Below are 13855 nucleotides of genomic sequence, written 5' to 3' on the forward strand. Positions count from 1 at the left end.
AGCTCGCTCCTACAGTCAGTACCCCGGACCTCCTCCAGGCTACGACTTGGCAGCCGCCATCGCGGTGACTTCCACGCGCATGCCTTCCACGGCCAGCTCGGCCACGCCCACGGCGGCGCGAACCGGCCAGGGCTTGGCGAAGAAACGCTGGTAGACCTCGTTGAAGGCGGGGCGGTCGGCCATGTCGGTGAGGTAGATGGTCAGGTGCATGACCCGGTCCATGGAACTGCCGGCGCGCTCCAGCGCGACCTTCAGCGCCTGCAGGGTGCATTCGCTTTGCGCGACGATGTCGCCCAGTTCCAGGCTGCCGTCGGCGCGGGTGGGAATCTGGGTGGAGACCAGCACGCCGCCGAAGCTGGCGACGTCCGAGGAGATGGATTCCGGATCGGGATCGGGGAGGAAGGTGAGGTCGTGGTTTGCCATGGCTATCTTGCTCGAGAAGTAGGAAAGCGGCCTGCGTGGCCACCTTGGCGGGCTCGGTCAGCCAGGCCCGCCGGGGCGGCCAGTGTATAGCGCCGTGGACCGCCCCAGAAGCCGCAGGTCAGAAACGATCCAGCCTGTAGGTTGGGCGAGCAGGCGCTTCGTCCTCAATCCGCGAACAGCTCGAACATCAATTGCCTGATCCAGCGGTTAGCGGGGTCGCGGTGGTACTTCGCATGCCAGAACAGGTTGATGTCGATTTCGGGCAGTTCGACCGGATGCGGCAGGGCGACCAGCCCGAAGGGCTCCACGCAGGAGTCGGCGAAGCGCTGGGGCACGGTGGCGAGCAGGTCGGTGCGCTGGAGGATATGCCCGACAGCGACGAAGTGGGGCACCTCCAGGCGCACATCCCGCTCGATGCTCAGCCGCGACATGTGAGCATCCACCTCGCCGTGGCCCGTGGTTGCAGCGATCACCCGCACATGGCCGTAGTGGCTGAACCGTTCCAGGGTCAGCGGCTCGCGAGTGGCCGGGTGGTCCTTGCGGCACATGCACACGTAGCGATGGTGGAAAAGGCGGCGTTTGTGGAAGCCCGCCTGCAGGTGCGGCAACAAGCCCACGGCGAGGTCGACGGTGCCGTTCTGCAGGGCCTCGATCAGCGTGACCGAGGTATTGCGCACGGTGCTGATGCGGCATTTCGGCGCCAGCCGGGCCAGCGCGTCCATCAGGCGCGGGGTGAAGTAGATCTCGCCGATGTCAGTCATGGCGAGAGTGAAGGTGCGGTCGCTGGTCAGGGGATCGAAGCTGTCCTGGCGGCTCAGGGCGTCGCGCAGGGTCTGGATGGCCAGCGACACCGGTTCTGCAAGCTGCGCCGCGTAGGGCGTGGGTTCCATGCCCTGGAAGGTCCGCACGAACAGATCGTCCTGCAGGGCGACGCGCAGGCGCTTTAGGGCGTTGCTGACGGCGGGCTGGGTGAGCCCCAGGTTGTCGGCGGCCGTGGAGACGCGCCGGTCGATGAGCAACTGGTTGAAGACCACCAGCAGGTTCAGGTCGAGGTCGCGCAGGTCCATGGGGTGTCTCGGGAGGTGGAGGTGAGAGGAATATTCACATCTGGAATAGTCTGTATGCGAGTCGGTGCATTTATCAATATTCCTCGTATCGCCATGATGGTTCCACTCCAACAACAACACCTTCATGGGTACGAACATGAGCAAGAAGCCTGCTTTGCGCGTCGGCATCATCGGCGGCGGAATCTCCGGCGTCGCCCTGGCACTGGACCTGTGCCGTCATTCCCATCTCGACGTTCAGCTGTTCGAGTCCGCACCTGCTTTCGGTGAGGTCGGTGCAGGCGTTTCCTTTGGCGCCAACGCAGTCCGGGCCATCGCCGGCCTCGGCCTGGCCGAGCCTTACGGGCAGGTCGCCGACCGTACCCCGGAGCCCTGGCAGGACGTCTGGTTCGAATGGCGCCGTGGCAGCGATGCGAGCTACATCGGCGCCAGTATTGCGCCGGGCGTGGGGCAGTCCTCGGTGCACCGCGCGGACTTCCTGGACGTGCTGGCCAGCCGCTTGCCCGAAGGCGTGGCGCACTTCAGGAAACGCGCCGTCAGTGTGGAGCAGCAGGGTAACGAGGCTCGGGTGCTGTTCACCGATGGCAGCGAATACCGGGGCGATCTGCTGATCGCCGCCGACGGAATCAAGTCCTCCCTGCGCGACCATGTCCTGGAGGGTATCGGCGCCACGCCGGCCGCTCCCCGCTTTACTGGCACCTGCGCCTATCGTGGCCTGATCGACAGCCAGCGCCTGCGTGAGGCCTATCGCGCCGCCGGGGTCGATGAGCATCTGGTGGATGTACCGCAGATGTACCTCGGCCTCGATGGCCACATCCTCACGTTCCCAGTGAAACAGGGCCGCATCATCAATGTGGTGGCCTTCGTATCCGACCGTAGCCAGCCCAATCCCGAATGGCCCGAGGACGCCTCCTGGGTGCGAGAGGCCAGCCAACGCGAAATGCTCGAAGCGTTCGATGGCTGGGGCGATGCCGCGCGCATCCTGCTCGAATGCATCCCGGCACCCACCCACTGGGCACTGCACGACCTGGCCGAGCTGCCTTGTTACGTGCACGGGCGGGTGGCGCTGATCGGCGACGCGGCCCACGCCATGCTGCCGCACCAGGGAGCCGGGGCAGGGCAGGGACTGGAAGACGCGTATTTCCTGGCGCGCTTGCTGGGTGATCCGCACCTGAGCCAGGGCAATCTGGATGAGTTGCTCGCGGCCTACGACGCGTTGCGCCGACCACGCGCCTGTCGCGTCCAGCGCACCTCCTGGGAGGCGGGCGAGTTGTATGAACTGCGCGACCCGCTCGCCGGCGACAACGAGCAGGCGCTGGGTGCGACCCTGGCCAGTCGTTTCGACTGGCTGTGGAACCACGACCTGGACGCGGACGTCGCCCAGGCGCGGTCGCGTCTGGGCTGGACGGCCGAAAGTCGCTGCGCCTGATCAAGCCGCGTCCTACCGGGGCGAGCCCTGCAGGCCGCTCCGGCTCTATAACAATGACAAGAAGAGCCATGCCATGCGTACCATCGACGTTTCCGCCCTGCTCGACGGGGCACGCTTCAATGCCTTCCACGCGCGCGTGCTGTTCTGGTGCGCGCTGATCATCATTTTCGACGGCTATGACCTGGTCATCTACGGCGTGGTACTACCCGCGCTCATGCAGACCTGGGGCCTGAGCGCGCTCCAGGCTGGCCTGCTCGGCAGTTGCGCGCTGGTGGGGATGATGTTCGGCGCGCTGTTCTTCGGCCCATTGTCGGACCGCATCGGACGGCGCAAGACGATCATGACCTGCGTGGTCCTGTTCAGCGGCTTCACCGTGGTCAACGGCTTCGCCCGCACCCCCGAGGAGTTCGCAATCTGCCGCTTCATCGCCGGGCTCGGTATCGGCGGCGTCATGCCGAATGTCGTCGCGTTGATGAACGAATACGCGCCGAAGAAGATTCGCAGCACCCTGGTGGCGGTCATGTTCAGCGGCTATTCGGTCGGCGGCATGCTGTCCGCCGGCCTGGGCATGGCGCTGATACCGCACTGGGGCTGGCAGGCGGTGTTCTTCGTCGCCGTGGTGCCCTTGCTGGTGTTGCCGTTGCTGGTTCGCCAGTTACCCGAATCGATCAATTTCCTGGTTCGCCAGGGCAAGGTCGGGATGGCCAGGGAGCTGCTGGAAAAGGCCGCGCCGGACTATCAGCCCCGTGCCGATGATCAGCTTGGGCTGGCCCAGGGGCAGGCGGGCAAGGCCGCCATTGCCCAGCTCTTCCACGATGGACGCACGCTGAGCACGTTGATGCTCTGGGTGGCGTTCTTCTGCTGCCTGCTGATGGTCTACGCCCTGAGCTCCTGGCTGCCGAAACTGATGAACGCCGCCGGATACGGCCTCAACTCCAGTCTCGCGTTCCTGCTGGTGCTGAACTTCGGGGCCATCTTCGGCGCCATCGGCGGCGGCTGGCTCGGGGACCGGATCGGCCTCGGTCGCGTGCTCTTCGCTTTCTTCGCCCTGGGCGCGTTGTCCCTCAGCCTGCTAGCGCTGAAATCCCCGCTACCCGTGCTGTACCTGCTGATCGGTGTGGCCGGTGCCTGCACCATCGGCACGCAGATTCTCGCCAACGCCTGCGCAGTGCAGTTCTACCCGGCACATATCCGCTCAACCGGACTGGGCTGGGCCATGGGCATAGGACGCATCGGCGCGATCATTGGTCCGCTGCTGGGTGGGGCGCTGCATGCCGCGCAACTGCCGATCCAGGCGAGCTTCCTGGCCTTCGCCCTGCCGGGCCTGATCGGCGCCGCTGCCATCCTGGTGTTCCTCTGGCACCGGCCAGGCAGGGGAGGGATGGTCAGCGGTGCGGCAGAAAAGCCGCTGGAATCCGTCGCGGGTTGAGCGAAGGCCTGTCGACGTGCCTGCCCCGGTTGGTCCATGCGTGCTTCAGGATGACCGGGTCGTTACCGGCGCGAGTCACCCCTCTCATCTTCAGCGAGAAGGGCGGGGGGAGATGGGGGCGTGCTGTGAGTCTCTTCAAACGGGATTGGGACTCGCAGCCCCAATCCCGCCAATCCCATCCTCAGCCGCGTGCCAAGGACGGGGTGCGCGGAGGAATCAGGCGCTTCGAGCCGGTCGACTCGAAGGCCGCCGCGAAGCGCAGCAGGGCCGAGTCATCGTACGCGCGGCCGGCGAAGGTCAGCCCGATGGGCATGCCGATATCCGCCATCACGCCCATGGGCACGGTGACGGTCGGTACACCCAGGTGACGGATCGCCAGGTTGCCGTTGGCGACCCAGATGCCGTTGCTCCAGGCGATGTCGGCCGATTGCGGGTTCACGTCGGCGTCCGCCGGGCCGACGTCGGCCACGGTGGGAAACAGCACGGCGTCCAGCTTCAGGCCGTCCATCCAGTCTTCCAGGTCGAGCTTGCGGGTCATTTCCAGGCCGCGCAGGCCGTCGGGCAGGGTTTCGATCTGGTCCCAGGTCTTCAGGCCGCGCTTGGCCATGTTGACGTATTCGTCCATGCCCGCGCAGAGGTCATCCTCGCGGTTCGGCAGGGTGCCCGGGTCGTGCGGGAAGATCTGCGGGCCGTCGACGTCGGCCAGCTTGTTCAGCTTGGGATCGCCGTTGGCACGGAGGAAATCGTCGAAGCCCCAGCCGGACAGTTCCCACAGCTCGTCATGCAGGAACTGCTCGGAAACGAAGCCGCGGTTGAACACGGTCGGCGCGCCGGCACGGTCGCCCTCGCAATTGGACACCAGCGGGAAGTCCACTTCGATGACTTCGGCGCCGGCCGCTTCCAGGGCCTTGCGGGCCTGTTCCCAGAGATCGATGACCGAGGCGCGGGTGTTAATGCGCTGGCCGGTCGGTCCGCCGATGCCGGGCTTCTCGCTGGTGCCGGCCAGTTCGTCCTTGTTGATGAACATGCGCGGCACGCCCAGCCGCTTGCCTTTGAGGGCTTCGGGGCCGGCGGCGAGGTCCAGGTAGGACGCCGGGCGCACTTCGGAGACGGCGGGGATCGGCACCCACGGCTGCAGGCGCCACAGGTCGCCGCGCTTGTCGGTATCTTCGGCGACCACCACGTCGAGCACTTCCAGCAGGTCGGCCATGGTCCTGGCATAGGGCACCACGACGTCCATGGTCGGCGTCAGCGGCCAGTTGCCGCGCACCGAGATCACCCCACGCGAAGGCGTGTAGGCGCAAAGGCCGTTGTTGGATGCCGGTCCGCGTCCGCTCGACCAGGTCTCTTCGGCCAGGCCGAATGCGGAGTAGCTGGCTGCGGTCGCCGTGCCCGCCCCGTTGGACGAGCCCGAGGCGAAGGGGGCGGTGAGGTAGTTCGCGTTGTAGGGGCTTTCCGCACGGCCGTAGACGCCGCGCTGCATACCGCCGTTGGCCATGGGCGGCATGTTGGTCTTGCCCAGGCAGATGGCGCCGGCGGCGCGTAGCCGTTCGATGGTGAACGCATCGCGATAGGCGACCAGGTCCTTGAAGGCCGGGCTGCCGGACGCGGCGGTCAGACCCTTCACCAGGTAACTGTCCTTGGCCGTGTAGGGAATGCCATCCAGCGGTCCGAGCGTCTCGCCGCGCGCGCGGCGGGCATCGGAGGCTTCGGCTTCCTTGAGCGCCTCGGGGTTGCGCACCACTACGGCGTTGAGGGCGGTGGGCGTGTCGGGACCATCGTAGGCATCGATCCTGGCGAGATAGGCCTTGACCAGCTCGACAGCGGTCGTCCGGCCGGACTCGAGCGCGGCGCGCAGTTGGGCAATGGAAACCTCGGTTACCTCGATCATGCTGTCACCGCCGGTGGTTGTTGGGTTGTGCATCGAATCTCTCCATCACGCTGGACGCTGGGTCCAGGAACATCAACTTGCGAAGACGGTCATCACTTCGGCCCTCGTTTCAGCCATCACGCAACAGGGGGCTGTAACCAGAACCGGGGGTATTTGGCGCACTATTTTGCACCAAGCGCGAAGCCGCGGCATCGCTGGCGTGCATCAGCTAACGAGGTTCCTGGCGGGACGATGCGGGGAGGGTAGTCGGATAGTGGCCAGCCGGACGACGGACTTCCGCTCCGCTGGATAGAAAAGGTCTTGACCTTGTGGTGAGCTGTGTTCGCGCGCGCTGAACCTGAAATGACGAACCGCGACGCTCACAAGGAAACGTCGCGGCGCGATGACCCAGGAATCGTCCGGAGCCTTTCGGGAGGAAAAGTCACGAATGCCCCCTCAGTCGACGGGGATTACCGGCGGCTTGCCCACGTCCTTCAGCAGGAAGACCAGGAACTTCGCGGGTTTGTCCTGGCTGGCATTGCGTCCGACCGTGTGGAGGTCCTGCGGGCCTTCATGGAAACTCTGCCCGGGTATCAGCGTGACCTCCTGACCGCCTTTCACGCCCATGACGATGGTGCCTTCCAGCACGTAGATGAAACCGTGCGCATCGTGGCGATGGACCGGGTCGGCGCCGCCGGGCGGATATTCCACGGTGATCATCAGCACTTCCTTGCCGGGGTAGTCCGGAAGCGCCTGGGTCATGACCGGCTTGACGATCGGGGGCGGGGCGGACGTTCCCGTGTCCTGCGCGATGGCGACCGTAATGCATGAGAGGGAGAAGAGGGCGACGAGGTGAGGGGTTCGCATGTGGCGCTCCTGGTTCCGTCGAACGGGATGTGGTGGCCCGGCCGCTAGCGCGGTGCGGCGGCTTGCTTGAGCCATTCCTCGAAGTGCGTCGCGCCGATGATCGGATTGGCCCCTGGGGTCAGCGACTGGTCGTCGACCGGTGCACCGAAGTAAGTGGCTCCGGCATCCGCAATCACCTCCCGCTGGTCGTTGTTGTGGTCGAGGTAGGCCTTGACGAACCAGCCCATGGGCTTGCGGTCAGGCCCGGCAACTTCCGTCGTCTGATTGCTTGGCGGTTGTACCGCGATGTTGGTCAGGGCGGCTGCGACATCCGCCGAGGCGATTGGCTGCAGGGCGGCGGGCGGCAGGCGAACGCTATTGCCCTCGGTACCGGAATGCGCGATGGCACCGACGAATTCGAAGAATTGCGTGGCCCGGAGGATGGAGTAGGGGACGCCAGACTCCTTGATCAGCTTCTCCTGGGCCATCTTGGCGAGGAAGTAACCGCTGCTGAGCATCCGCTCCGTACCGACGACCGAAAGCGCGAGGTGATGCTTTACCCCGGCAGCCTTTTCCGCAGCGGCCAGGTTGCGTCCGGAGGCCTCGAAAAACGCCAGCACCGCAGCGTCTTCGAATGACGGCGAATTGGCGACGTCGACGACCACATCGGCACCTTGCAGTGCCGCCTGCAGCCCTTCGCCCGTCACGGCATTGACCCCGGTGTTCGGTGATGCCGGCAGGACCTCATGCCCCTGCTGGCGAAGGTTGTTGCAGAGCTGGGTTCCGATCAGGCCAGTTCCGCCGATAACGACGATCTTCATGTGCATGCCTCCTGTTGGATGACTCAGCGCAGGGTGCATCTGTCGGGGGGCAGCGAGTGCATGGCAGCCCGGAGCTACACTCGTGGCTGTATGGCGTGTGGGAACCGCAGCGGTCGCCAGGTGGCGTGACGCGCTTCGCCGCATCGCCAGTGATTCGCAATGACGATCACGTTATGGCCGGGGATTCTTCCCGGAAAGGACATTGATCGTGGGATTTCAGCCATGAACCGGCACATCGGTTTTCTGGTTTATCCGGGCTTCGAGCTGCTGGACCTGAGCGGACCGCTCGAAGCCTTCTCGAACGCCAATCACCTCTCATCCGCTGATTACCAGCTGACCACCGTTTCCCTGGACGGCGGAATGGTGCGCAGTGCCTGCGGCCTTTGTGTCTATACGGAGCCGTTGCGGGTGGTCGACTTCGACACGTTCTTTGTGGTGGGCGCGCCCGAGCTTCCCGAAGGTGAATGGGCTGCGGTGCTGGCCAGGGCGATTGGCAAAGTCTCTCTGCACGTGCGCCGAACCGCCAGTGTCAGTACCGGCGCCTTCCTGCTGGCGGCGAGCGGACTGCTCGACGGACGCACCGCGACGACCCACTGGCATTACGCAACGCAGTTGCAGGCGTGCTATCCGGCCGTGAGGGTCGATGGCGACCGGACCTGGAGCGAGGACGGTGGTATCTGGACGTCGGCGGGCATGGCCGCCGGCATCGACATGAGCCTGGCGATGATCGAGCAGGACATGGGCCGGGAAATGGCGCTTTCCGTGGCACGCATGCTGGTTGTCTACTACTGGCGACCGCGCGGCCAGGACCAGTTTTCGTCACTGCTGGATTTCGATCCGGGGTCGGACCGGATTCGTTCCACGCTGAGCTTCGCGCGCGAACACCTGCGGGAGAACCTGTCGGTCGAGCGCCTGGCGGAGGTCGCGAACCTGAGCGTCCGCCAGTTCGGGCGCGCCTTTGCCTCGTCGACGGGCGTGACGCCGGCCAGAGCGGTCGAACGCATGCGGGTGGAAGCGGCGCGGCCGCAAGTCGAGGATGGGCGACAGACCTTCGAGGAAATCGCACGCCTGAATGGCTTCATCGATGCCGGGCGCATGTGCCAGAGCTTCCGGCGGGTCGCGGGTCGAACGCCCCAGGAGCTTCGACGCAGCGCACGCCACGGGGAATCCTTGCGCCGGGTGCTGTAACGCACCGATTAGGCAAGCCGCCCAGAGAAGGAAAGAGGCGAACGCGGAACCGTCCGGCCTGCGTCGTGACCTCCTGTTCAGCTACGCCGCTTGGCGACTCCACCGCCGTTTTCGGGAGAATCGGTTGTAATGAAAGAAGCGGTTACCCCAGGTCAGAGGAGGTCATGTCATGCCTGCTACTCGATTCCCCGTATGGGTGGTTGCCATGTGTCTGACGGTTTCGGCAGGCGCATCCTGGGCCACCGAACAGGCCGATCAACGCCGCGCCGCCCGCGAGGTACGGCAGGAAACACGGCAGGATGCACGCCAGATCAAACAGGACTGCCGCGCCGCCGACCAGCAGTACAACGCCCAGTGCCGGCAGGACAAGCGCCAGACCAAGCAGCAGGGGCGGGAGAGGGCGCGGGACATCAAGTACTGAGCAGCCGGGGCCCGGCTCTTTTGCTACGGTTGGATTCCTTGTAGGGGCGAATTCATTCGCCAAGGGCAGCGCAGCTGCCCCGGAAAGTCTGAAGGGCGAACCTGCGGTTCGCTTGGCGATTGAAATCGCCCCTACAGGATTCGGCCTCACAGAGTGGCATAGCGTCGCCGGCGCGATTCACCCCTCTCCTGCGGGAGAGGGGCCGGGGGTGAGGGGCTAGCCGGCCGGCTCCGACTTCCAGGTGTCGCTTAGGTTCGCGAGCAAGCTCGCTCCTACAAGGGCAGGGAGCGTCAGTGTTCGGCCATCGACCGTTCGTGGACGTACTGCTTGAACTGCTCGGCCGGCAGCGCGCGGGAGAACAGGTTGCCCTGGTAGGTATGGCAGCCGTGGCTGACGAGGAAAGCGCGCTGGGCCTCGGTTTCCACGCCTTCGGCAATCACCGAGAGCCCGAGGATCTGGCTCAGGCTCACAATGGCGCAGGCGATGGCCGCGTCGTTGGGGTCGACCAGCACGTCGCGGATAAAGGACTTGTCGATCTTCAGTTGGTCCAGCGGCAGGCTCTTGAGGTAGGAGAGCGACGAGTACCCGGTGCCGAAGTCGTCGAGTGACAGGCCAATGCCGATCTCCTTCAGCTCGATCATCTTGGCGACAGTATTTTCCATGTCTTCCACCAGCAGCCCCTCGGTCAGCTCGAGCTTGAGCCTCCTCGGGTCGGCGCCAGTGAAGCGCAGCACGGTCAGCACTTCTTCGACGAAATCGGGATGGTGGAACTGGCGCGCGCTGACGTTTACCGCGACGGTCAGACGGGCGGTTTCCGGCTGCTTGGTCCAGCTCACCAACTGGGCGCAGGCGGTCTGCAATGCCCAGCGGCCGAGCGGCAGGATGAGCCCGGTTTCCTCTGCCAAGGGAATGAACTCGGCCGGCAACACGTTCCCACGTTCGGGGTGCTGCCAGCGCATGAGCGCCTCCGCCCCCACGATGCGGCCCTGGCTGTTCACCTGAGGCTGGTAGTGCAGTGACAGCTCCTTGTTCTGCAGGCCTTGCCGCAGGTCGGACTCCAAACGTGCGCGGGCGGTGGCCACCGCCTGCATCTCCGGGTCGAAGAAACGCATGGTGTTGCGACCGGCGGCCTTGGCGCGGTACATCGCCAGGTCCGCGCGCTTCATGATGTCGTCGACGGTATTGAGCTGCCCCTGGAACAGGGCGATACCCAGGCTGGGCGTGCTGTGGTGCTCATAGCCATCCAGCTGGTAGGAGAGGTTCAGCGAGCTGAGGATCTTCTCGCAGATCGCCTTGGCCTGGATGGCGGCATCCGGGGGATTTTCGCTGAGGCCTTCCAGCAGAACCACGAATTCGTCTCCGCCGAGGCGGGCGACGGTATCGCTCTCACGGATGCAGGCGGACAGGCGATGGGCGACCTGCTGCAGCAGCACGTCGCCGCGGTCATGGCCGAAGGTGTCGTTGAGGGCCTTGAAGTTGTCCAGGTCGATCAGGATGACCGCACTCGTATGCTGGCTGCGGGCGCTGCTGGCCAGTGCATGCTGCAGGCGGTCGATCATGAGTCGCCGGTTGGCCAGCCCCGTGAGCTGGTCATAGAAGGCCAGGCGCTTGACCTCCTGTTCCGCGGCCTTGCGATGGGAAATGTCGGTGTTGATGGAGAGGACGCACTGCGGCAGGCCGCTGTCATCGCGAACCAGGGTGCGGTGGCTCTCGAAGTTGATGGTGCTGCCATCGCGGCGTCGCAGCGTCACTTCACCTGCCCAGTCACCCAGCTCGATCAGGCTGTGGGTGGCGGTTTCGATGAAGGCATGGCTCGGGTAGATCAGCCCCTGGGCCGATTTGCCCAGCGCCTCCTCGCGGGGCAGCCCGTAAAGGCGCTCGGCGCTCTTGTTCCAGTAGAGGATGCGGTGATCCATGTCGTGCACGACGATGGCGTCCTGTGCCTTGTCCAGCAGTGATGCCTGCTGGCGGAACTGCCGTTCGCTCTCGCGCAGCACGGCCAGATAACCTTCGCGCTCGGCGGCGTGGGATTCCATTTCGCGGCGGATGCGGCGCCCATAGAATAGGGCCGCAGTCACCATCAGCAGCACGAACATCATGATGGCGTATTCGATGCGGCGCAGTTCTTCGACCGACTCCAGTTCCTCCTCCAGCAGCTTGCTCTGGATCAGGCCGACGCGTTCCCGCACGGTGGCCAGGGAGGCGAGCAGCTTGGCGTACTTGCGGTCCATGGTCGCCATGCGCTTGCCGGCTTCGTCCGACTTGCCTTCACGGAAGAAGGAGAAGATGAGCGTGGCCTCTTTCACCATTTCGACCATCGCTGAATCGACCTCGGCCACTTCACCTTTCAGGGTGAGCGTGAAGGTCTGGATGTCTGCGCTGTGCTCGGCCTGATGGGCGATTCGCACTTCGAGTTGTTGCTTGGCCTTCGCCAGATGTTCGTCGAAGGCTCGCAAGGCGGTGGTCATGTTCTGCGATTCGGCTTCGACATCATGGGTGTCGAACACGTTGTTGCCCGGTGCGTTCACTTCCGACGCGAGGCTGCCAAGGGTCGAATAGGACGAAAGCTGCTGGACCCAGGACTGGTTGGCCTTGATGGAGCGGTGGTAGGTATCGACGATCAGGTGGTTCAGCAGGACGCTCAGCACCACGACGAGCACGTCGAAGCCCGCAAGGAAGAAGTACATGCGGTGCCATCGGGTCGTGGGTTGAGTGTTCGAGTGCGCGGATATGACCTGGTTGGCGGCGCTTTCCCTCTCGAACGAATCCATTTCGCGATCTCCAGCCAACGTCCTTCTGTACGGACTTGATAAGCGAAGCTCAAGAAAGCCAGGCGTCCTGTCGTGTGAATTTCGGCGCCGGAATCCCCCGGGACGGGCGCCACATGCCCAATCCGTTCGGCATGGTGACACTCAAAGCATAGCCATGGATTCGCCATTATTTCGCGGGCCGACTGCTGGTGCGCAGGCGGCGACGGGCTGTCGTGGAAAGGTCAATTCTGCCCGCTGTGACTGAGGTTTCAGGAAAGCACAGGCCAGCACCTCACGACGCTTTCGCGCGCAGCGGGTTTGAGGACGAAAAGTGTTCGGGCGTTAGATTGAATATTCACTAGGGTTATTTGCTAATTCCTGAAATGCATATCCATTGCGTCGGCAAGGACGTTATCCATTCGTGCGCGTTCGGGATCGCGCTCATACCGACGCTATAACGAAAGGCCGCGCTGTCATCGATGACGAAAATGCAGGCAGGGCGTACCCGGTCGACGCTGCCTCGTCATCTTGTTCGACGGATTCGCGCCCCTAGAATCGGCCCCATTCCGGTTACACATTCCATCCTTTGAGGGAGCGCCACCATGATGAATGCCATGCAAATGCCGATGTCCGCCAACACCATGATGCCGATGATGGGCATGCCCATGATGATGGCCACCATGCAGTGCGACATGCAGGACGACGGCATGATGTGCAAGATGATGCCGGCCATGGGCATGGACATGACGATGTTCCGCAACAGCGCGGAAATGATGGCGATGATGATGAACTGCGGCATGCCGATGATGATGCACTGCGGCAACATGTCGATGATGTGCATGTCCCAGGCCGGCATGGCCATGATGCCGATGATGGGCATGATGAATATGATGCCGATGATGGGAATGGGAATGGGAATGGGAATGGGAATGGGCATGGGCATGGGGATGGGCATGCCCATGCCGTCCATGAAGTGCATGATGGAGTGCTCCAAGCAGGGCGACGCCATGATGTGCAAGATGATGCCGATGCAGGGCATGAACATGGAGATGTTCAAGAACTGCTGCGCGCTGATGACGAAAATGATGGAGTGCGGCATGCCCATGATGATGAGCTGCAACGGCATGCCGATGATGTGCTGCACCTGCTGATCGGCAGGATGTGAAAAAGCCCGGCCGGGAAACCCGCCGGGCTTTTTTGTGCCCGCTCGGAAGTTTTGACACGGCGCCGGTGACTATTGTGGTCCGGCACGGCACCGACGGTGGATCGGTGAAGCGTGATCCACCCTACGAGGTCGGGTAGGGATGGTTCGTAGGGTGGATGTTGCTCTCCACATCCACCATCGAGGTTCGGGCTGGGCACCGATGGTGGATCGGTGAAGCGTGATCCACCCTACGAGGTCGGGTAGGGACGGTTCGTAGGGTGGATGTCGCTCTTCACATCCACCATCGAGGTCTGGGCTGGCACCGACGGTGGATCGGTGAAGCGTGATCCACCCTACGAGGTCGGGTAGGGGTGGGTTTTGTAGGGTGGATGTCGCTCTTCACATCCACCATCGAGGTTCGGGCTGAAGTGGCCTAATGATTCTGGACACCCCGATAGGGCGTTAAGCTG

Annotated in this window: 11 protein-coding genes; 5 read left to right on the forward strand and 6 right to left on the reverse strand. The window is 64.1% G+C overall.

Annotated features, from left to right (window positions below; translation table 11 throughout):
* Positions 1-39: 39 nt before the first annotated feature.
* Together MnOB_RS24345 and MnOB_RS24350 are read right to left on the reverse strand one after the other, a co-directional pair.
* Positions 40-423, reverse strand: coding sequence for a RidA family protein (locus MnOB_RS24345; protein WP_077527039.1), 384 nt, complete (start codon positions 421-423; stop codon positions 40-42).
* A 164-nt stretch (positions 424-587) separates the two neighbouring features.
* Complete coding sequence (locus MnOB_RS24350; protein ID WP_077527040.1) at positions 588-1490, reverse strand: LysR family transcriptional regulator; 903 nt, start codon at positions 1488-1490, stop codon at positions 588-590.
* 136 nt (positions 1491-1626) lie between these two features.
* Here MnOB_RS24350 and salA point away from each other — a divergent pair, with 136 nt between their 5' ends.
* A complete protein-coding gene (gene salA, locus MnOB_RS24355; protein ID WP_234358322.1) occupies positions 1627-2916 on the forward strand; it encodes a salicylate 1-monooxygenase in 1290 nt (429 codons plus the stop codon).
* A gap of 73 nt (positions 2917-2989) precedes the next feature.
* Positions 2990-4345 carry an MFS transporter gene (locus MnOB_RS24360; RefSeq protein WP_077527044.1) on the forward strand — a complete coding sequence of 452 codons (1356 nt, stop codon included), beginning with the start codon at positions 2990-2992 and terminating at the stop codon, positions 4343-4345.
* Between the two features lie 181 nt (positions 4346-4526).
* On the opposite strand, the gene MnOB_RS24365 is transcribed toward MnOB_RS24360, so the two are convergent.
* The 3 genes from MnOB_RS24365 to MnOB_RS24375 all read right to left on the reverse strand — a co-directional run bounded on the left by MnOB_RS24365 (position 4527) and on the right by MnOB_RS24375 (position 7882).
* Entirely contained in the window at positions 4527-6236 is a 1710-nt protein-coding gene (locus MnOB_RS24365; RefSeq protein ID WP_077527055.1) for an amidase, read from the reverse strand.
* Between the two features lie 435 nt (positions 6237-6671).
* Positions 6672-7082: a cupin domain-containing protein gene (locus tag MnOB_RS24370; protein WP_077527046.1), complete on the reverse strand. Its 411-nt coding sequence runs from the start codon at positions 7080-7082 to the stop codon at positions 6672-6674.
* Between the two features lie 44 nt (positions 7083-7126).
* The gene (locus MnOB_RS24375; protein WP_077527047.1) at positions 7127-7882 is read right to left on the reverse strand and encodes an SDR family oxidoreductase; all 756 of its coding nucleotides are present in this window, start codon (positions 7880-7882) and stop codon (positions 7127-7129) included.
* 222 nt (positions 7883-8104) lie between these two features.
* Here MnOB_RS24375 and MnOB_RS24380 point away from each other — a divergent pair, with 222 nt between their 5' ends.
* Positions 8105-9070, forward strand: coding sequence for a GlxA family transcriptional regulator (locus MnOB_RS24380; RefSeq protein WP_077527048.1), 966 nt, complete (start codon positions 8105-8107; stop codon positions 9068-9070).
* A gap of 169 nt (positions 9071-9239) precedes the next feature.
* Positions 9240-9491, forward strand: coding sequence for a hypothetical protein (locus tag MnOB_RS24385; RefSeq protein ID WP_077527049.1), 252 nt, complete (start codon positions 9240-9242; stop codon positions 9489-9491).
* A 290-nt stretch (positions 9492-9781) separates the two neighbouring features.
* Here MnOB_RS24385 and MnOB_RS24390 read toward each other — a convergent pair whose 3' ends face one another.
* Positions 9782-12262 (reverse strand): putative bifunctional diguanylate cyclase/phosphodiesterase, encoded by a 2481-nt coding sequence (locus MnOB_RS24390; RefSeq protein WP_077527050.1) that lies wholly within the window; start codon positions 12260-12262, stop codon positions 9782-9784.
* A 581-nt stretch (positions 12263-12843) separates the two neighbouring features.
* Between MnOB_RS24390 and MnOB_RS24395 the strand changes: the two genes are divergently transcribed.
* Entirely contained in the window at positions 12844-13392 is a 549-nt protein-coding gene (locus MnOB_RS24395; RefSeq protein WP_077527051.1) for a hypothetical protein, read from the forward strand.
* Positions 13393-13855 lie beyond the last annotated feature (463 nt).

Source organism: Metapseudomonas resinovorans (assembly GCF_002003485.1).
Classification (GTDB): Bacteria; Pseudomonadota; Gammaproteobacteria; order Pseudomonadales; family Pseudomonadaceae; genus Metapseudomonas; species Metapseudomonas resinovorans_D.

Excerpts from the sequence above, each read along its gene's own strand:
- MnOB_RS24385 (WP_077527049.1), top strand. The coding sequence starts at position 9,240 with ATGCCTGCTACTCGATTCCCCGTATGGGTGGTTGCCATGTGTCTGACG.
- MnOB_RS24360 (WP_077527044.1), top strand. The coding sequence starts at position 2,990 with ATGCGTACCATCGACGTTTCCGCCCTGCTCGACGGGGCACGCTTCAAT.
- MnOB_RS24380 (WP_077527048.1), top strand. The coding sequence starts at position 8,105 with ATGAACCGGCACATCGGTTTTCTGGTTTATCCGGGCTTCGAGCTGCTG.
- MnOB_RS24390 (WP_077527050.1), bottom strand. The coding sequence starts at position 12,262 with ATGGATTCGTTCGAGAGGGAAAGCGCCGCCAACCAGGTCATATCCGCG.
- MnOB_RS24395 (WP_077527051.1), top strand. The coding sequence starts at position 12,844 with ATGATGAATGCCATGCAAATGCCGATGTCCGCCAACACCATGATGCCG.
- MnOB_RS24350 (WP_077527040.1), bottom strand. The coding sequence starts at position 1,490 with ATGGACCTGCGCGACCTCGACCTGAACCTGCTGGTGGTCTTCAACCAG.
- salA (WP_234358322.1), top strand. The coding sequence starts at position 1,627 with ATGAGCAAGAAGCCTGCTTTGCGCGTCGGCATCATCGGCGGCGGAATC.
- MnOB_RS24375 (WP_077527047.1), bottom strand. The coding sequence starts at position 7,882 with ATGAAGATCGTCGTTATCGGCGGAACTGGCCTGATCGGAACCCAGCTC.
- MnOB_RS24365 (WP_077527055.1), bottom strand. The coding sequence starts at position 6,236 with ATGATCGAGGTAACCGAGGTTTCCATTGCCCAACTGCGCGCCGCGCTC.
- MnOB_RS24370 (WP_077527046.1), bottom strand. The coding sequence starts at position 7,082 with ATGCGAACCCCTCACCTCGTCGCCCTCTTCTCCCTCTCATGCATTACG.
- MnOB_RS24345 (WP_077527039.1), bottom strand. The coding sequence starts at position 423 with ATGGCAAACCACGACCTCACCTTCCTCCCCGATCCCGATCCGGAATCC.